Genomic DNA, 17,303 nt, shown 5'->3' with positions numbered 1-17,303 from the left:
CCCTTAAAACTCAATGCCGTCGATGTTCGCTACGGTCATGATATCTTTGTCACCACGACCAGAGAGGTTGACCACAATGTGCTGGTCGGGACGCATGGTCGGTGCCAGCACCTTCGCATGAGCAAGCGCATGGGCAGACTCCAACGCTGGCATAATGCCTTCCATGTGTGTCAGCTCGCGGAACGCTTCCAGCACTTCTTTATCGTTCGCCGCGACATAGTTGACTCGGCCAACATCTTTCCATAGCGCATGCTCTGGCCCAACACCTGGGTAATCAAGCCCAGCGGAAATTGAGTGTGTGTCCGATACTTGTCCCCCTTCATCGGACATCAAGTAAGTGCGATTGCCGTGCAGAACACCACGCGGCGCATTCGATGAAAGCGGCGCTGCATGACGACCTGTTTCCACGCCATCGCCACCGGCTTCGACACCGTACATAGCGACCGCATCGTCTTCGACAAACGGATAAAACAGACCCAACGCGTTAGAGCCACCACCTACACAAGCCACTAGCGCGTCAGGAAGACGGCCAATTTGTTCAAGTGACTGGCGACGTGCTTCACGACCCACCACCGCGTTGAAGTCACGCACCAGCTGCGGATAAGGATGCGGGCCAGCCACTGTGCCAATAATATAGAACGTGTTATCAACGTTGGTGACCCAATCACGCAGCGCCTCGTTCATGGCATCTTTCAGGGTACGTGTGCCCGACTCGACAGGAATGACCCGTGCACCCAGCAAGCGCATACGGTAAACGTTGAGCTTCTGGCGCTGCACGTCGGTAGCGCCCATATAGACATCACACTCAAGACCTAAACGCGCTGCTACTGTCGCCGTGGCAACCCCATGCTGGCCCGCTCCCGTTTCGGCAATCACCCTTGGCTTACCGGTTTTTTTTGCTAACAGCGCTTGACCGATGGTGTTATTAACCTTGTGGGCGCCAGTGTGATTTAAGTCTTCACGCTTTAGCCAAATCTGCGCGCCTCCCAAAGACTGAGACCATCGTTCGGCATGATAAAGCGGCGATGGACGGCCCACATAATGGGCAAGGTCACGGTCAAACTCAGCCTGGAAGTCGGGGTCATCACGCAGACTCAGGTAGGTCTGCTCCAATTCTTCCAGGGCAAAGCTCAACGTTTCCGACACAAACCGGCCGCCGTAGGGGCCAAAATGACCACGGGCATCCGGCATTCGGGTCAGGTCGCTGAACTTGGTTTCAGTCACTGGGACAGTCACAGGCATACCTCACAAGATCGCCAGAACAGGCAAACAATAAATGAACTAACAACAGTCGCAACACCCATGGTGCATAACAACTGAGAAGGCTTAACAGCTACCGGCTAACGCCACTCGTTTAACAAAGGACGCCATTAACTCAGCGTCTTTCACACCAGGCGACGCCTCAATACCACCAGAAACATCAACCGCATAGGGCGTTACCTGGCTAACAGCGGCGGCAATATTATCAGCCGTTAACCCGCCAGCCAGGATAACAGGTTTTTCTAGGGTTGCGGGTATTCTGGACCAATCAAAGGTCTCCCCCGTTCCCCCTGGGATGCCAGGACGATAGGCATCTAACAGCAGCGCTTGAGCGTTTGAATACTGCGCAGCAGCGTGGTGCAAATCGATATCGTCACGCATACGCAGCGCCTTAATCCAGGGCCGCCCAAACTGATGGCAGAACGACGCCGACTCATCACCATGAAACTGGATCAAATCCAAGTAAGGCAAGCACTGCTCAATCAGTTCAGCAGGCTGATTAACAAATAGCCCCACCCGTGTCACAAACGCAGGCACACGAACTGCTAACGCCTCCAGGGTCTCCGGTGTAATGCTGCGAGTGCTTTTAGGCCACATCACAAAACCCACGGCATCCACCCCCAGTGATGCCGCCATCGCCACATCCTCATGACGCGTTAAACCACAAAACTTGATCCGCGTACGTGGGTTCATGATGAGGTCTCCTGGTGCTCTGAAGCGTCCTGCTTTTTAAACGTCAACTTACGCCTTGCTGCAATACGCGGGTTATCAGGCAACGCACGCTCCCCCGTCCACTCGCCGGTAAATGCAAGCAGGTTAGGGCCTAATGGCTCTTTTGGCAGGTCAAAACGCTCATCGTAAATAGAGTCAACGAAGTGCAGTCCACAGGCAGGCGCGGTCACATCGCCTTTGCGACGGTTTTTAATCGCCAGCAGACGTTCGATATGCCCTTCATCCTGAGCCCCACGACCCACGCTGACCAATGCCCCGGCAATATTGCGAATCATATGGTGCAAAAAAGCATTGCCCTGAATATCAATGACCACTATTGGGCCGTAGCGTTTTACGTCTACAAAGTGCATCTGCCGCCAAGGCGTTTTGGACTGACAGCCCGCCGCTCGGAAACTGCTAAAATCATGTTCGCCCACCAAGGCTTGCGCCGCGCGATGCATAGCATCCGCGTCTAGCGGGTCTCGACACCAGGTCACGTTATGGCGCTCTAGCACCGGACGGCTGATTTGGTTGAGCAGGATGTAGCGATAACGTCGACCCAGCGCGCCCAGCCGTGAATGGAAGTCATCAGACACTGGCTTTACCCAGCGCACGGCAACGTCCCTGGGAAGGTTGGTATTACTACCAAAAATCCAAGCTTTTTCAGTGCGCTGAACAGGCGGGTCAAAATGAATCACCTGACGCGTGGCATGCACACCAGAGTCGGTTCGGCCACTGGCATGAATACGCACCGGCGCACTGGCTACTTTTTCCAGGGCATCCTCGACTGCTTGCTGAACAGAAGCCGCGTGTTTTAAACGCTGAAAGCCGCAAAAGCGCGTACCATCGTACTCAATGCCCATTGCCAGGCGCCCCGCCAGGGGCTGTGTTTCGTCAAAGTGGTAAAACAGCGTCATTAAGCCACGTCACATAGAAGATGTTTAAGGAGTGCCATTATCCCGACGTCGCGGCTCGAATGCCACCTCTTCAATCTCCCACTGCTCTTCAGCTCGAGTGCACGGCGGCTCCCCACTTAGCGCTGCATCAGGCATTCGCCCTGGCTCCACTGCCAACTCTGGCTCGTTGCTAACCGGCACTTTTTCTGCCGCTGTTTCTGCCGTAATGTCATCGACAGGTGGCGGTGTCACGGGCGCTACTGGCGCGGTATGCAAGACGGCAGTGGTGGACACATTTTCCCACTGCCGCTCGCGCCGCTTGCGTAACCCTACTAATGCCGCTAATAGAAGCCCTAGCGCAATGCTAGCAAGCGGCCATTGGTACGCGGCTATACGATCAACAATACTCGGAGAGCTGCTGAGCATCGCCGCGTTTTCGTCATGAGAGACCGCTATCTCAGCGGAAGGCTGAACACCACGCTGTGCGTCGTTAAACGCCTGGGTCAGCGTAGCCATCTCTTGGCTTTGCGTAGCAATCTCTTGGCTTAGCGCGGCTAACTCTTGCTGTATATCTCGATATGACTGCTCGCGCTCTTCTGCTACCTGCTGCATTTTCGCCTGGCCATCCAGCAGCTGTTCCGCCAGATCACTAAACGCATCGCTCGCCAGCTCACGGTTATGGTCGGCTGACGCTGGGCTAGCTTCAGAGCTTGATGCTGCGGAGGGTGCAGCGGGCTCATTAGGCAGCAAAGAAGCTTGCCTCACTGCCGGTTGACGCACCGTTTGAAGAGCTTGGGTGGCTTCGTTCGGCGTCCGCGATACGGCTTGATAGCGTGGAGGCACGTTGAGCGTCTGCCCAGCTCGAATGTCATCAGCACTACCCGAAGGAAAGGCATCAGGATTGGCATCCAACAGCGCCAGCATCATTTGCTGAGTGGAGACACCCTCTGGCTTCACCCGTGTTGCAACGCCCCAAAGCGTATCGCCACGTGCCACCAAAACCGTGTCGCTTGCACTAGGCTGGGCAATGGCTGAATAATCTGGTGGGTCAAATAGCAGTGTCAGCGCGTGGGTTTGCTGCCCTTCAGGCGAAGCGACCTTCAGCAATAGGTCCAACCACGGCTCAACCACCGCCTGGGCAGAGCTCAGTAGCAATCGGTGCCCGTCCAGCTGCTCTTGGATTTGAACACTCACCTTTGCCGCCAAGGGCGTCCATTCCAGCCCTAACGACTTAAACGTCGACTCATCAGCCACCTCTACATGCAGATCACTCAGTGCGAAACGCTCACTTTCCTGAAGTGGCACGGTTGCTTCAAGTGGCGCACCCAAGGGCGACGTTACCGTTGCCTGGCCCAGTCCAAGAGCCACTACCAGCGGGCTAATAGCGCTCAGCGATAGCCCTAACATCCCTGTTAGCTGTTTTTTCATAAAGGCCTCTGCCGCCTTTTATTTAGAGGTGGCCAAGCAACACTTTCTTACATTTACTTAGCCATAGAGCAATATTCGTCCTTTTTATCACATCGTGAGAATAAAAAAACGGGAAGCTGTTAACAGCTTCCCGTTTGTTTTAACGCCAATGCGTTTATGTTGTGATGCTTACTGCTCGCGTAGGATTTTCAGCATACGCTTCAGCGGCTCGGCAGCACCCCATAACAGCTGGTCACCAACGCTGAATGCAGACAGGTACTCACCGCCCATATTTAGCTTGCGTAAGCGACCGACCGGCACTTGCAACGTACCCGTAGCTGCGGCAGGTGTAAGACCGGCAACCGTGGCATCTTTGTCGTTCGGGATCAGCTTGACCCACTCATTGTGCTTGGCAATACGCTCTTCAATCTCGTCAAGCGGCACATCCTGCTTCAACTTGATGGTAAACGCTTGGCTGTGAGAACGCATGGCACCAATGCGCACGCAAAGACCATCGATGGGGATCGGGTTGTTTTCGAGACCTAAAATCTTGTTGGTCTCAACACTACCCTTCCACTCTTCGCGGCTTTGGCCGTTATCAAGCTTGGTATCGATCCAGGGCAGTAGGCTACCCGCTAGCGGTGCACCGAAATTATCTGTGGGGAAATCACCACTGCGCATAGCGGCAGTCACTTTACGGTCAATATCCAGAATCGCGCTAGAGGTGTCTTTAAGCTCTTCGCCTACGCTGTCACGCAGATGGCCCATTTGGTTCAGCAGCTCGCGCATGTGCTTGGCGCCTGAGCCAGAAGCGGCCTGGTAGGTCATGGAGGTCATCCACTCGACCATGTCGGCTTCAAACAGACCGCCCAAGCCCATCAGCATCAAGCTGACAGTACAGTTACCACCTACAAAGGTTTTCGCACCTTTCGCTAGCTGTGCGTCAATGACGTTGCGATTAACCGGATCAAGAATAATGGTCGCTTCGTCTTCCATGCGCAGGGTACTGGCCGCATCAATCCAGTAGCCTTTCCAGCCCGCCTCGCGCAAATCTTTATAAACAGGCTTGGTGTAATCGCCACCTTGACAGGTAACCACTACGTCCAGTGCTTTCAACGCATCAATATCAAACGCATCTTTCAGCGGAGGTACGTCCACGCCGATATCGGGGCCTGGCTGACCAACTTGGGAGGTGGTGAAGAACACCGGCTCAATGCCGTTAAAATCACCATCTTCCTGCATGCGCTGCATCAGCACCGAGCCAACCATGCCACGCCATCCCACGAAACCGACTTTCAACATGTGAAGTCCTCCAACTAAGAATGAGAGCGATATTATACACAAATATTAACGACAAATATCAGACACAACGTCGGCCACCCAAGGGTGGCCGACCTTTAATACCTTTAAGCGTCAATTAGTTAGCACGCTTTATACATAATTTAATTTTTTGCGAACGCCGCTAATACCGCATCACCCATCTCAACCGTCGACACACGGCGCGTGCCTTCAGAAGCGATATCTGCTGTCCGCAGACCATCATCCAATACACTGCCCACGGCAGCTTCAATGCGCTCAGCCATCGCGGTTTCATTCAATGAATAGCGCAGCATCATCGCAACAGACAGCATCATGGCCAATGGATTAGCGACATTCTGCCCGGCGATATCCGGCGCGCTACCGTGGCAAGGCTCGTACATGCCCTGGCCACTTTCGTTTAGGGATGCAGACGGCAACATACCAATGGAGCCGGTCAGCATAGCCGCCGCATCAGAAAGAATATCGCCAAACATGTTGCCCGTCACTACCACATCAAACTGTTTCGGCGCGCGCACCAGCTGCATGGCAGCGTTATCCACATACATATGAGAAAGCTCAACATCCGGATACTCCGGTGCCAAACGCTCCATCACCTCACGCCACAAAATAGTGACTTCAAGCACATTGGCTTTATCTACCGAGCAGAGTTTTTTGCCACGCTTCTGAGCCATTTCAAAGGCAACGCGACCAATACGCTCAATTTCGCTTTCAGAGTAGATGTAGGTGTTAAAACCTACCCGCTCGCCGTTACGCTCTTCAATGCCACGTGGCTGGCCGAAATAAATGCCACCGGTAAGCTCACGGACAATCATAATATCCAGCCCAGCCACTAGTTCCGGCTTCAAGCTAGAGGCGCTAGCCAGCTGCGGATAGAGCATCGCCGGGCGCAGGTTGCCGAACAAACCCAGGTTTTTACGCAGACCTAGCAGACCTTTTTCAGGACGCTTGGAAAGGTCTTCGAGCTTGTCCCACTTAGGACCGCCCACAGCGCCCAGCAAAATAGCGCTGGCTGCTTTGGCTTTATCAAGGGTTTCAGCAGGCAATGGTTCACCATGAACATCATAGGCGGAGCCACCGACAAGACCTTCTTCAACCTCGATGTCCAAGCCAGCTTCCTGGCAAGCCTTCAGTAAACGAGCCGCCTGGGCTGCAATTTCAGGGCCGATACCATCACCCGGCAGCAGTAATACCTTATGAGTCATGCAATTTCCTTAGCATTTCAAACGTTAAAGGTGGATTAACACTTACGCAGGCTGACGGAACAACCATGGACGCTGCCGGCGATGCTTCTCTTCGAAGCGGCGAATAGCGTCTTCATCTTGAAGTGTAATACCAATATCGTCCAAGCCATTTAGCAAGCAGTGCTTGCGGAACTCATCCACCTCAAACTCAAGAATCTCACCGCTGGGAGTAATCACCCGCTGATTCTCTAAATCGACATCGAGTTGATACCCTTCTCGAGCCTCTGCTTCAGCAAACAGACGGTCTACTTCCTCTTCCGCCAGGGTGATTAGCAAGATGCCATTCTTAAAGGCGTTGTTGTAGAAGATGTCCGCAAAGCTTGGCGCAATGACAACTTTAAAGCCAAAATCTTCCAGCGCCCACGGAGCATGTTCACGGGAGCTTCCGCAGCCAAAGTTACGCCGCGCCAGCAACACTTCCGCGCCCTGATAACGCGGCTGGTTCAATACAAAATCAGGGTTCAGCGGACGCTGTGAGCAGTCCTGTCCTGGCTGACCTTCATCTAAATAGCGCAGTTCATCAAACAGGTTTACGCCGAACCCTGTTCGTTTGATGGATTTCAAAAACTGCTTCGGAATAATCAAGTCGGTGTCGACGTTAGCCCGATCAAGCGGCGCTACCACACCTTCAAAACGTTCAAACTTTTTCATGATCTAGGCCTCCTGGGCGTGGTTGGCATCGTTAGCGGGCAAGGTGCGCACATCAACAAAGTGACCAGCAATAGCGGCCGCCGCTGCCATGGCAGGGCTAACCAAATGCGTACGCCCACCGTAACCCTGACGACCTTCGAAATTGCGGTTAGAGGTCGATGCGCAGTGCTCACCAGCACCTAACTTGTCCGCATTCATCGCCAAACACATGGAGCAACCCGGCTCGCGCCACTCAAAACCTGCCTCAGTAAAGATTTTATCAAGGCCTTCCGCTTCCGCTTGGCGCTTCACCAAGCCAGACCCAGGCACGACCATTGCCAGCTGGATAGAGTCAGCCACTTTCTTGCCTTTAGCCACTTTGGCGGCTTCGCGTAAGTCTTCAATACGCGAGTTAGTGCAGGAACCGATAAATACTTTATCAAGCTTGATATCGGTAATTTTTTGATTCGCCTGCAGGCCCATGTATTCCAGTGCGCGGGCGTGACTACGCTGTACCGTCTCATCCTTCGCCGCCTGGGGGTCCGGCACTTGGCCGGAAATACCAGTGACCATTTCAGGGCTGGTGCCCCAGCTTACCTGGGGCTCGATATCTTCAGCCTTAAGCGTTACCACCTTATCAAACTGTGCGTCGGCATCAGAAACCAGCTGACGCCAGTCGGCTACGGCGGCATCCCACTGCTCCGCCGTAGGTGCAAAGGGGCGCTCGGCAAGGTAGTCAATGGTGGTGTCGTCCACTGCAATCAGCCCCACACGGGCACCGGCTTCAATGGCCATGTTGCACACGGTCATACGGCCTTCCATGGAGAGAGACGCAATGGCACTGCCTGCAAACTCAATGGCGTAGCCCGTGCCACCAGCGGTACCAATTTCGCCGATAATCGCCAGTACCACGTCTTTAGCGGTAACGCCCAGACCAAGCTCACCTTCCACGCGTACCTGCATATTCTTCATTTTCTGCGCCAGCAGGCATTGGGTAGCCAGCACGTGTTCAACTTCCGAGGTGCCAATACCGTGGGCCAAGGCACCAAACGCGCCGTGGGTTGCGGTGTGGGAGTCGCCGCACACAACGGTCATACCCGGCAAGGTTGCGCCCTGCTCTGGACCTACCACGTGGACAATACCTTGGCGAGGGTCGTTGATTTTGAACTCTTCGATACCGTACTCAAGGCAGTTATCGTCCAGGGTTTGCACCTGAATTAACGATACGGGGTCTTTAATACCACTGTTGCCTTCAGCACGCTCTTTTACCGTCGTGGGTACGTTGTGATCAGGCGTTGCCAAGTTGGCATCCAAACGCCAGGGCTTACGATTAGCTAAACGCAGACCCTCAAACGCCTGTGGCGAGGTGACTTCGTGCAGCAGTTGGCGATCGATGTAAATCAACGCAGTGCCATCGTCACGCTGCTTCACCAAGTGCTGGTTCCAGAGTTTGTCGTAAAGCGTTTGACCTGACATGTTGCTCTCCTGGGCATTGCCCTGCTAGTTCGGTATAGCAGCCTCTACGTGCTGCTTAATAGTGCGATACCAGCAGTGTCACGCGAGTCGCACATAAAAGCAATTCATGTTATTCATAGATTAGATTCCAAACTGGAATACTTATTAAGAGATACCTATTCAGGGAGCTGCAAGTGGATACCCAAAGCCTGCAAGCGTTTCTGGCCGTTGCCGAAACCCAAAGCTTCTCCCGCGCGGCGGAACAGCTCTATTTAACACAGCCCGCGGTGAGCAAACGCATCGCCACCCTGGAGGATCTGCTGGGCACGCGGTTATTTGACCGTATCGGGCGGCGCATCGCGCTTACCGAAGCGGGCAATGTACTGCTGCCCAAAGCCCAGCACATACTGTTCACGGTAGAAGATAGCCGCCGCGCACTCGCCAACCTTTCCGGCCAAGTAGGTGGTAAACTCACTCTAGCCACCAGCCACCATATCGGCCTGCACCGCTTGCCACCACTATTGAAGCAGTACACTCAACGGCATCCAGAAGTGGCGCTGGACCTTCATTTTCTGGATTCCGAACTGGCTTACCAAGGCGTCGTAGACGGCACATTGGAAATGGCGATCGTCACCCTTGCCCCTCACCCCATTGAACAGCTTCACGTCGTAGAGCTATGGCGCGACCGGCTGTGCGTTGTATGCGCTACCGACCACCCACTCGCTCAACGTAGCTGTCACCACCGCGCCCCACTCAGCCTAGCTGAATTATGTGAATTCAATTGCGTGCTGCCAGGTGCAAAAACCTTCACCCGCACCCTGATTGGCCAGCGCTTTTCCGAAGCAGGCCTACAGCTTCCCGTCAGCATGGCGACGAACTATTTAGAAACGTTGAAAATGATGTGCAGCGTGGGCCTTGGTTGGAGCCTACTACCCGAAAACATGATCGATAGTGAGCTCGTCGAGCTAGACGTCGACACCGCGCCCATCCATCGCCCGCTGGGCTACCTCGTTCACACCAACCGCACGCTTTCCAACGCTGCCAGAAAAATGATTGAAGAACTGGAAAGCACCCGCGTGTAAGCGCATGAGCACCACACAGCGGCACCTTCGACATTATTATGTTAAGCGCCACTCTAAAATTTCATCACCATTCTCTAATACCTCACCTGTAGGCACCCACCCCAACTGCCGGTAAAAACCGTGAGCACGAACGCCTGCATTGCTATCGGCGGCTAGCCAAATTGGATTTGCACCGCTGCGCTGGAGTTGGTCAACCACGTTACCGAGCAACTGTTTGCCAACCCCCTTCCCTTCGAAATCGGCTAACACTGCGAGTACCAACACTTCTCCCGTCGCCATATCAGCGGTACAAAACCCAACAACGCGCTCTTGGCTCACACACACCCAGCCGAACCACTCACCAGATTCAAACCCTGCAACAATTGCAGCATGAGTAATCCCCATTTGCGCAAGCTGCTGTATGGAAATTGGGTTCTCACGAGTTTTCCCACGCACCTCGAAAAGTGCGCTTACATCATCGCTTTGCGTTTTTCGATAGTGCAGCCCCATCCGCATACACTCCTTATTACTCAATTTTCTATGATAAGAATACGGCACACGTAAGTAGCACGCCATGAACCATGCCGCTTCCGGTAAACACCCAAAGAATGTCATACACGGCAAATGGTGGTAAAAATGAGCGTATGGGAGCAAGCCGTCTCTGCAGATTAATCACAGGAGGATTGATGATGTGCTGCAAACCAAAGCAATCAATAAGGCGTTGGCCGTTGCTATTGATGCTGGTCTTTACTTTCACTGCTACTCAAGCACCCGCGTCGGAGCAACATACTCGCGACTTTTTTGCAGACAATGTTCTCCCTCTCTCTGACCCCGAACACCTCTCCCCATTGTATGACGCCATCGGTGAGCGCCGCTTCGTGCTGCTGGGTGAATCGACCCACGGAACTCACGAATACTATTACTGGCGCGCCAAAATATCCCGTGAGCTAATAACCAACCACGGCTTCTCATTTATTGCTGTCGAGGGTGATTGGAATGCCATTTATCAGCTAAACGACTTCGTGAAGCTGCGTGACGCTGCTGGAGACAATGCCGCGATAGATGCCCGCGCACTGCTGCGCAACCACTCTATTCGCTGGCCCCGTTGGATGTGGGTCAATGAGGACTTTGCGGACTTCCTAGACTGGTTGCGCACCCACAACGCCGAACTGCCCATGGAACAGCGGGTAGGTGTTTTTGGCATTGATATGCAAGACCCTCAAGACTCTATGGAACATGTGTTGGACTGGTTCCAGCACAACGACACCAGCAACTACCCACAGGTGGCTGATGCCTACCGCCGTATACTCGACTTCCCAGAAGCATTCCGTGGTTATGCTCAACACCTAGTGCACGGTGGAGAACGTCTCAACAACCAGATGGCGCTTGCCGCCGAGCTACTGCACGACCAGTTAGATGGCACCCCGGCAGACGCCGATAAAGCGACCTGGGTGGCTCGCGAAAATGCCTTAGTCGCCAAACGTGCAGAAGCGCAATTTCATGGTGCCACGCAGCAAGGGCCGGAATCCTGGAACGCCCGCGCCCGCTTTATGCATGAAGCACTTTTGCGGCTAGCCAAGCGCCACGGTGAAGAAAGCCGAGGAATCGTATGGGCGCACAATACCCATGTAGGGGATTCATCAGCCACTGGTATGAGTCATCGCGGCGAGGTCAATATCGGGCATCTACTGCGTGCTAGTGAAGGCGAAGACAATGTTTTCATTGTTGGCTTTGGGACTAACCAAGGCAGCGTTATCGCCAGCTCGGACTGGGGAGGCGAACAACGAGAGATGACGGTTATACCCGCACACCCAGAAAGCTATGAAGGCTTGCTGCACCAAAGCGGGATTACCCAGGGCCTGTTTGTGTTTGATGATGCTGCTCGGCAAGGAGATTTGCTAACGCCGCGCCATCAACGCGCCATTGGCGTGATCTATCGTCCTCCTAACGAAGCCTATGTGCCTACCATCCTGACGCGCCGTTACGACAGCTTTATTTATGTTGACGAGACCCAAGCACTAAAGCCCTTGTAAGAGGGCTTTTCTTTAAAACACCACCTACATTCTTTAAGTCCTGGTACCGCCTCAGTATCGACCGAAAACGTGAATACTGACTAAGGGCCACAATGCAATCACCTGTTCGCTTCCACCACGTCTCTGATCACACCTCCCAGTTCAGCTATCGCAGTGTTTCTGTCCTCAAATGATGCGGTAGTTTCGGTGATATAAAATGCCACGATAATAGGCTCTCGCTGTGTCGGCCATATAACAGCAGTTATCGCTCGCGAACCGAAACCACCTGCACCCGTTCGATCCCCAATCACCCACTCTTCAGGCATTTGTGATCTAAACAAGCCATCAGCAACTTCATTATTCACTAACCACTCGCGCAATTGTTTTTTAGATGGAGGCGCTAGCATATTCCCCACTACCAGCTTCTCAAGGTTATTAACCATTGCATTGGGCGTGGTGGTATCACGCTCATCACTTGGAACAGCCTCGTTTAGCTCTGTCTCCCAACGATCCAAGCGCGTAACACTATCCCCCAGCTCTCTAACAAACTCCGTCACGGCCTGTGGTCCACCAACCGCCTGTAGAATCAGGTTAGCCGCCGTGTTATCGCTGGTTGTCATCGTGGCTTCACAGAGTTCAAAGAGCGAGATCTCCCGATTATCCGCATACGCCTCGGTAACTGGTGAGTAAGTGACGAGATCAGAAGCAGTCACCTCCACTCGTCTTTCGAGTTGCTCACTCCCTTCATCAACACGCTGAAGCAGTGATGCACACGCTAAGGTTTTAAATGTACTGGACATCGCAAACAGCTGGTCTGCGTTGTATTCCCAGCGCTGCCCTGTTTCCAGGTCATGTGCTGCAAAACCAACACGTGCATCAAGCTGACTCTCTATACGGCCAACTTCTGTAAGTAACTTATCATCCTGAGCCATCAATACAGACGGAACAGCTATTAAGCAAACCGATAAAACCCAGCTCGAAACTCGTTGTTTACCATCCATTCCCATCATCCTTTTTAAATCACAAAATTTATAGCGACAGGTACAAGCAGCCACTTAGCCTGGGCTAGTTATGCTGCATTTTTCAATGCCTGCAGGATAAAACCTGCTTTGGCAGCCGTATATGCTTCTCTATCTAACCGGAATTCTGCTGCCCATAACCGCTTATTCTTCTCATACCGCTGGGCTAGCTCAGGATGGGTGCGAAGTATGTTCCGAAATGCCAAACGCTGATCCCATTCTCGACTACCGTAGACCATGAGGTGTAAATGATGCGTTCTACGCCCCTCGGCCCACCGCATAAGCCAACGCCGACCAACTAACGAGGCATTGAACTCCATCGATGTTGCATAGCTTGCATGGCACAACGGCTCCATTAATTCATCAGCACGTGACATCGAATCCACACCTGCCAAGATATCGATAACCGGCTTGGCAGCAAGGCCTGGTACGGCCGTGCTACCAAAGTGCTCGACCGCCAAAAAATCACCTGGAAGCAAATGCAACAGACGATCTCGCTCCTCCTCGAATATTCGTTGCCATTTCGCGTCATAGGGGAGGATCACCACTTCCTCATCAATCGCTCTCTCTAGGGATTCCTCTTCATCCATCTTTACTAGCCCTTGCAACATAGCGCTATGGTTAAATACCGTATTCACGTTCAACCTTCGCCACCCTAACCCGAAAGCTGGAATACCACCGTTCGTGGCCAAGTCGCTGGGCCTCTCGGTGCTCAGCGTTCCTTTTCCAATGGCTAATCGCCTCGAGGCTTTTCCAGTAAGATACCGTAATGCCCACCCCCTCCCTGGCAGTCTCAATACCCAGAAACCCTGGTTGCTCTGATGCGAGTGCCACCATTCGGTCAGCCATTTCCGCATATCCCTCGGCCACATCCGTACGATGGCTGCTGAAAATAACCGCATAGTAAGGAGGCTCTGGTGTGTTGGCGATTTCTGTCATAGCAATTTCTTTCATAATCACCTCAAAATCGATGTGCAGCTAACCTTTATAGCTCGCAGGAAAACAAGAACTGGGGCGCGAAGCACTAGCGGTAATGGACGATCACTTGGCACAACATGACTGGTTCGTCGCAGATCGCTACACCATCGCGGATATCGCCCTCTTCGCCTATACCCATGCAGCAGAAGATGGCGGATTCACATTGTCAGATTATCCCAACGTTTGCCGATGGCTGAATCGGGTAGCGTCTCAACCGAGCCACACTCCGATCACAGAAGAGTAAGCTTCTGAGGGCAAGCTGGTGACATTGCTTGCCCTCATGTAAGCAGTTTAACTTTCGACGAACGCTTAAAGAGAGGTCGACAGCGTTATGCGAGCTCCCGCTCTACCATTAAGATATTGAACCCCTCTGATTCTTCGGGTGGCTCAAAGTAACCCGTCACCATCCTGAAGACCTCCTCAGTGTCGAACTGTGCTCGTTCAGGTTGTTCCTTTTGCCGCTGTTTCAGCTGTTTTAGACAAATCTCATCATCCGCCACCACATAGTGCAGTTCGTGAGGTATCTGGCATTGCGAGTATATATCCTTGAACCATGCCCTTTGCTTCCTAGTGTTGCCGGGGAAGTCGAGAACCACAGTGGTACCGGCCATGAGTATTTGCTCAACATGTGTTCTGAGCAATGGCTTAAGGCGTGATGAGTAACTGATGTAGTCGTTGAAATTATTGATGTCGCCAGGGAAAAGAGCAGCTAACCATTCGTCTTCTGAAAAAAGCACCGCTCCGCGCTCACGAGCAATACTTGCAGACAACATGCTTTTCCCAGCGCCCATCTTTCCACAGAAGAATATCAACGTTCCGTAAGAACTCACTGCTTGCTCCTTATGAACAATGCAGGCTGCACGCGCGGCCTTGGACACTACTCCACAGCCTCTTCCAAATTCTCTAATGGAACCCACCCCGATTCTGTACTGGTAGGTTTTTCACACCATAACCAGCCGTTCAACATCCGTTTACCCATTAGCAGTTCACCTGCCAGCACATTAAGCTATCTAGCTGTGTAGTTATCACGTGCACGCCCAACTGAACCTTCCTGTCGCTCAATAACTTGCCCAGGCACCCAGCCTGGTTCCTGCCCGGGAGAACTGCAGAAGAACCAGTTATCCCACTCTTCAGCTCCCTCATACTCCTCGCCAACAACAAGAGAGTCACCTTTTCTGAAGGTGATTGGGTTAGGAAACTCACTTTCATGTGGACTAACAACGAGATATTTCTTAGTGCTCATATGGTTCTCTAATTCTGATTAACGCCCGTTTAAGATGTACGAACTTGTGAGCATTGTAGTGGCCACATGCCTCATCTAGCTATGACTCACTAACCCACTTTGAATAACTGGCACGCTCAATATCCACAACCTCGACGGTTAACGAACAACGTGGAAGCTCAAGTTTTTTGAGCTTCGCTAATACTGACGTTGAAAGCATCTGTTTCTGTTCAAGCGTTCTACCTGCCAGAATTTTTAACACCACATGAACAAAGTCTGACGCGGCCTGCCCCGTCAGGTAGCGTTGGTAAGCGATTGACCTTACTTTTATGTCACTGCCATCAGCCTCAAATAGCGCCGACTTCATGGCACCTGAAAATACCAATGGCAAGATCAACTCGCCGTCCAATGAAGCTGAATGTTCAACAATGCAATGTGGCACGAACTACTCCAAAAATATAACGCTGTTAATACGTACGGCTTGTCTGCGGAGATGCAACCACAATGGAGACGCCAATACGACTATTGCGCTTGTCAGGGCAAAGTCTTTGAAAGCCGGAACGAAAAGTTGCCATAGCCCAGCTCTCTATAGAAATCTAAAGCGTCAGCATTGAACGCCATTACCTCTAGCTTGATATCTTCAGCACCTTTCTCTTTTGCATAAGTCTCAGCAGCCGACATAAGCACTCGGCCTAAGCCCCTTCCACGATGGCTTTCGGCCACGACTATTGTGGCGACGTGCCCACGGGGCCGAGCAGTGAGAAACGGGTATGGCGTCGATGTTGATACCACCACAGCCGCGGCGCCTGTTAATACGCCATTGTTCTCTGTCACAAAAACCGCAGAGTCATCCCTGTTCATGAAACTCTGCCAGTATGGCTCATCACGATTGCTTCCATCTGGCTTGGCGAAGTCATTCGGCATATGCGCATAGTGAGTGCCATTAATCTCATTAGAAAGCTGACAAATGGCTTTCAGATCAGCTTCCCTAGCTTCACGGACAGGCAAATTGACGGTCTCCTTTTGTTACTAACGATGAGCTCAGTTGCAGCGCAGCCATTAGCATCAAATATAATTGATGCTGCAGCCACTCACCGAAGACAACCACCTCTGTAATTGCGAAAATATAAACCTTAGTGTACTTCACCCAGGGCCTGCATCCGCCAAGCACTTGATTTTATGTTTTTTCGAATCCCAATAAATAGCAAACGCTATTTGCATGCACACAGACTTGTAGCGGTTAAACGACGCCGATGAACTCCACTCCCAGTTAACCCAAGCAGGCCTGACAGCAACGGTACCGTTGGAAGATCATCCATGGGGAGACAGGGGGTTTGGCCTGATTGATCCCTCTGGCGTCATCGTTTACTGCTACCACCCTATTAAACCAACCGCGGAGTTCGAGAAATACGTTGTTGAAGAAGGCTAAATACTCTGCAACACATCGGGAGCGACAAACCACTCTTGGCGTTGGCCGTATGCTGACCCTCACCATTCTGTATGAAGTAGGTACTTTCTGGGAGATCACCCCGCCACAATTGAAAAGGCCAAGAATGCACCTACGTAGAGTAGGCCTACCATCGCTAAGGCAAATCCCATGTGGGCGGATTGCAGAGCTCCCTCGGTTCGGCTTGTGCCTGAAAGATCAAATATACCAACATGCTTGCGAAAGGTGATTAACGCGGGAGCAGAGCACGCAATTGCCACTATCGAGGCCGGTATTGCGCCGACAAAATAAGGCATGATAATTAACACCAATGGGCCGAGTGGTATTAATGCGAGTAGCATTATCGGACGGCACGCCCCCCTTCCAAATTCTCGGTAGGACTCGGACTGGCTCCAAACGAGCCTCATGGTTTTCACAGAAAATATCAGAAATAGTAGTAGCGGGAGTAAACTAAACACTATAGGTTCCTAACGGGGCTGTAGAAAAACCCGATTTCGAGCCATCTCCACCGCCTGTTGTCCTTATTTACCCAGCCTGTCATCTGACTGGAGATTAATGTCGGCGTCTAGCCATTTTAGGCCTGCGGCTGAGCAAATTCATTCCTAATAAATTTGTCATTCGCAAAGCCAGTATCGGCGGTGACG

General features: G+C 52.4%; 19 protein-coding genes. 3 read left to right on the top strand and 16 right to left on the bottom strand.

From position 1 onward, the window contains the following. Nucleotides 1-3: 3 nt before the first annotated feature. The 8 genes from trpB to leuC all read right to left on the bottom strand — a co-directional run bounded on the left by trpB (nt 4) and on the right by leuC (nt 8,941). Nucleotides 4-1,242 carry a tryptophan synthase subunit beta gene (trpB, locus tag HZS79_RS12255; RefSeq protein WP_162219850.1) on the bottom strand — a complete coding sequence of 413 codons (1,239 nt, stop codon included), beginning with the start codon at nt 1,240-1,242 and terminating at the stop codon, nt 4-6. 84 nt (nt 1,243-1,326) lie between these two features. Then, a complete protein-coding gene (locus HZS79_RS12250) occupies nt 1,327-1,953 on the bottom strand; it encodes a phosphoribosylanthranilate isomerase (RefSeq protein WP_179928028.1) in 627 nt (208 codons plus the stop codon). Continuing rightward, on the bottom strand, nt 1,950-2,888 hold the full coding sequence (gene truA / locus HZS79_RS12245) for a tRNA pseudouridine(38-40) synthase TruA (RefSeq protein ID WP_162219852.1): 939 nt from the start codon (nt 2,886-2,888) through the stop codon (nt 1,950-1,952). The genes HZS79_RS12250 and truA overlap by 4 nt, the downstream gene beginning before the upstream one ends. Before the next feature lie 24 nt (nt 2,889-2,912). Next, the gene (locus HZS79_RS12240) at nt 2,913-4,295 is read right to left on the bottom strand and encodes a type IV pilus assembly protein FimV (protein ID WP_179928027.1); all 1,383 of its coding nucleotides are present in this window, start codon (nt 4,293-4,295) and stop codon (nt 2,913-2,915) included. 168 nt (nt 4,296-4,463) lie between these two features. After that, nucleotides 4,464-5,576: an aspartate-semialdehyde dehydrogenase gene (gene asd, locus HZS79_RS12235; RefSeq protein WP_179928026.1), complete on the bottom strand. Its 1,113-nt coding sequence runs from the start codon at nt 5,574-5,576 to the stop codon at nt 4,464-4,466. A gap of 140 nt (nt 5,577-5,716) precedes the next feature. Then, entirely contained in the window at nt 5,717-6,796 is a 1,080-nt protein-coding gene (gene leuB, locus HZS79_RS12230) for a 3-isopropylmalate dehydrogenase (RefSeq protein ID WP_179928025.1), read from the bottom strand. Between the two features lie 42 nt (nt 6,797-6,838). Then, a complete protein-coding gene (gene leuD, locus HZS79_RS12225) occupies nt 6,839-7,486 on the bottom strand; it encodes a 3-isopropylmalate dehydratase small subunit (protein WP_179928024.1) in 648 nt (215 codons plus the stop codon). Between the two features lie 3 nt (nt 7,487-7,489). Continuing rightward, complete coding sequence (leuC, locus tag HZS79_RS12220; protein ID WP_162219857.1) at nt 7,490-8,941, bottom strand: 3-isopropylmalate dehydratase large subunit; 1,452 nt, start codon at nt 8,939-8,941, stop codon at nt 7,490-7,492. Nucleotides 8,942-9,114: 173 nt separating this feature from the next. Here leuC and HZS79_RS12215 point away from each other — a divergent pair, with 173 nt between their 5' ends. Further along, entirely contained in the window at nt 9,115-10,002 is an 888-nt protein-coding gene (locus HZS79_RS12215) for a LysR substrate-binding domain-containing protein (RefSeq protein WP_179928023.1), read from the top strand. Nucleotides 10,003-10,038: 36 nt separating this feature from the next. On the opposite strand, the gene HZS79_RS12210 is transcribed toward HZS79_RS12215, so the two are convergent. Beyond that, nucleotides 10,039-10,491, bottom strand: coding sequence for a GNAT family N-acetyltransferase (locus HZS79_RS12210; RefSeq protein WP_179928022.1), 453 nt, complete (start codon nt 10,489-10,491; stop codon nt 10,039-10,041). A gap of 176 nt (nt 10,492-10,667) precedes the next feature. Between HZS79_RS12210 and HZS79_RS12205 the strand changes: the two genes are divergently transcribed. Continuing rightward, complete coding sequence (locus tag HZS79_RS12205; RefSeq protein WP_179928021.1) at nt 10,668-12,014, top strand: erythromycin esterase family protein; 1,347 nt, start codon at nt 10,668-10,670, stop codon at nt 12,012-12,014. A gap of 98 nt (nt 12,015-12,112) precedes the next feature. Here the strand turns inward: HZS79_RS12205 and bla are convergent, their stop codons facing one another. From bla to HZS79_RS12190, 3 genes are all read right to left on the bottom strand, one after another. Beyond that, nucleotides 12,113-12,994 carry a class A beta-lactamase gene (gene bla, locus HZS79_RS12200; RefSeq protein ID WP_371829571.1) on the bottom strand — a complete coding sequence of 294 codons (882 nt, stop codon included), beginning with the start codon at nt 12,992-12,994 and terminating at the stop codon, nt 12,113-12,115. Between the two features lie 68 nt (nt 12,995-13,062). Next, nucleotides 13,063-13,650, bottom strand: coding sequence for a GrpB family protein (locus tag HZS79_RS12195; protein WP_340159023.1), 588 nt, complete (start codon nt 13,648-13,650; stop codon nt 13,063-13,065). Further along, nucleotides 13,634-13,951 (bottom strand): antibiotic biosynthesis monooxygenase family protein, encoded by a 318-nt coding sequence (locus HZS79_RS12190; RefSeq protein WP_179928065.1) that lies wholly within the window; start codon nt 13,949-13,951, stop codon nt 13,634-13,636. Before HZS79_RS12190 ends, HZS79_RS12195 begins: the two co-directional genes overlap by 17 nt. 70 nt (nt 13,952-14,021) lie before the next feature. Here HZS79_RS12190 and HZS79_RS12185 point away from each other — a divergent pair, with 70 nt between their 5' ends. Continuing rightward, nucleotides 14,022-14,234: a glutathione binding-like protein gene (locus HZS79_RS12185; protein WP_281373499.1), complete on the top strand. Its 213-nt coding sequence runs from the start codon at nt 14,022-14,024 to the stop codon at nt 14,232-14,234. An 85-nt stretch (nt 14,235-14,319) separates the two neighbouring features. Here HZS79_RS12185 and HZS79_RS12180 read toward each other — a convergent pair whose 3' ends face one another. From HZS79_RS12180 to HZS79_RS12165, 4 genes are all read right to left on the bottom strand, one after another. After that, entirely contained in the window at nt 14,320-14,820 is a 501-nt protein-coding gene (locus tag HZS79_RS12180) for an AAA family ATPase (RefSeq protein WP_179928019.1), read from the bottom strand. Between the two features lie 176 nt (nt 14,821-14,996). Continuing rightward, on the bottom strand, nt 14,997-15,233 hold the full coding sequence (locus HZS79_RS16975) for an SH3 domain-containing protein (protein ID WP_218927992.1): 237 nt from the start codon (nt 15,231-15,233) through the stop codon (nt 14,997-14,999). Between the two features lie 79 nt (nt 15,234-15,312). After that, complete coding sequence (locus tag HZS79_RS12170; RefSeq protein ID WP_179928018.1) at nt 15,313-15,654, bottom strand: 5-carboxymethyl-2-hydroxymuconate Delta-isomerase; 342 nt, start codon at nt 15,652-15,654, stop codon at nt 15,313-15,315. A gap of 92 nt (nt 15,655-15,746) precedes the next feature. After that, a complete protein-coding gene (locus tag HZS79_RS12165) occupies nt 15,747-16,220 on the bottom strand; it encodes a GNAT family N-acetyltransferase (protein ID WP_179928017.1) in 474 nt (157 codons plus the stop codon). Nucleotides 16,221-17,303: the final 1,083 nt, after the last annotated feature.

The organism is Vreelandella zhaodongensis (assembly GCF_013415115.1).
GTDB lineage: Bacteria > Pseudomonadota > Gammaproteobacteria > Pseudomonadales > Halomonadaceae > Vreelandella > Vreelandella zhaodongensis.
The sequence above is the reverse complement of the archived record's forward strand: the minus strand, read 5'-3'. Positions and strand labels throughout refer to the sequence as shown.

Excerpts from the sequence above, each read along its gene's own strand:
- trpB (WP_162219850.1), bottom strand. The coding sequence starts at position 1,242 with ATGCCTGTGACTGTCCCAGTGACTGAAACCAAGTTCAGCGACCTGACC.
- HZS79_RS12250 (WP_179928028.1), bottom strand. The coding sequence starts at position 1,953 with ATGAACCCACGTACGCGGATCAAGTTTTGTGGTTTAACGCGTCATGAG.
- truA (WP_162219852.1), bottom strand. The coding sequence starts at position 2,888 with ATGACGCTGTTTTACCACTTTGACGAAACACAGCCCCTGGCGGGGCGC.
- HZS79_RS12240 (WP_179928027.1), bottom strand. The coding sequence starts at position 4,295 with ATGAAAAAACAGCTAACAGGGATGTTAGGGCTATCGCTGAGCGCTATT.
- asd (WP_179928026.1), bottom strand. The coding sequence starts at position 5,576 with ATGTTGAAAGTCGGTTTCGTGGGATGGCGTGGCATGGTTGGCTCGGTG.
- leuB (WP_179928025.1), bottom strand. The coding sequence starts at position 6,796 with ATGACTCATAAGGTATTACTGCTGCCGGGTGATGGTATCGGCCCTGAA.
- leuD (WP_179928024.1), bottom strand. The coding sequence starts at position 7,486 with ATGAAAAAGTTTGAACGTTTTGAAGGTGTGGTAGCGCCGCTTGATCGG.
- leuC (WP_162219857.1), bottom strand. The coding sequence starts at position 8,941 with ATGTCAGGTCAAACGCTTTACGACAAACTCTGGAACCAGCACTTGGTG.
- HZS79_RS12210 (WP_179928022.1), bottom strand. The coding sequence starts at position 10,491 with ATGGGGCTGCACTATCGAAAAACGCAAAGCGATGATGTAAGCGCACTT.
- HZS79_RS12205 (WP_179928021.1), top strand. The coding sequence starts at position 10,668 with ATGATGTGCTGCAAACCAAAGCAATCAATAAGGCGTTGGCCGTTGCTA.
- bla (WP_371829571.1), bottom strand. The coding sequence starts at position 12,994 with ATGGATGGTAAACAACGAGTTTCGAGCTGGGTTTTATCGGTTTGCTTA.
- HZS79_RS12190 (WP_179928065.1), bottom strand. The coding sequence starts at position 13,951 with ATGACAGAAATCGCCAACACACCAGAGCCTCCTTACTATGCGGTTATT.
- HZS79_RS16975 (WP_218927992.1), bottom strand. The coding sequence starts at position 15,233 with ATGAGCACTAAGAAATATCTCGTTGTTAGTCCACATGAAAGTGAGTTT.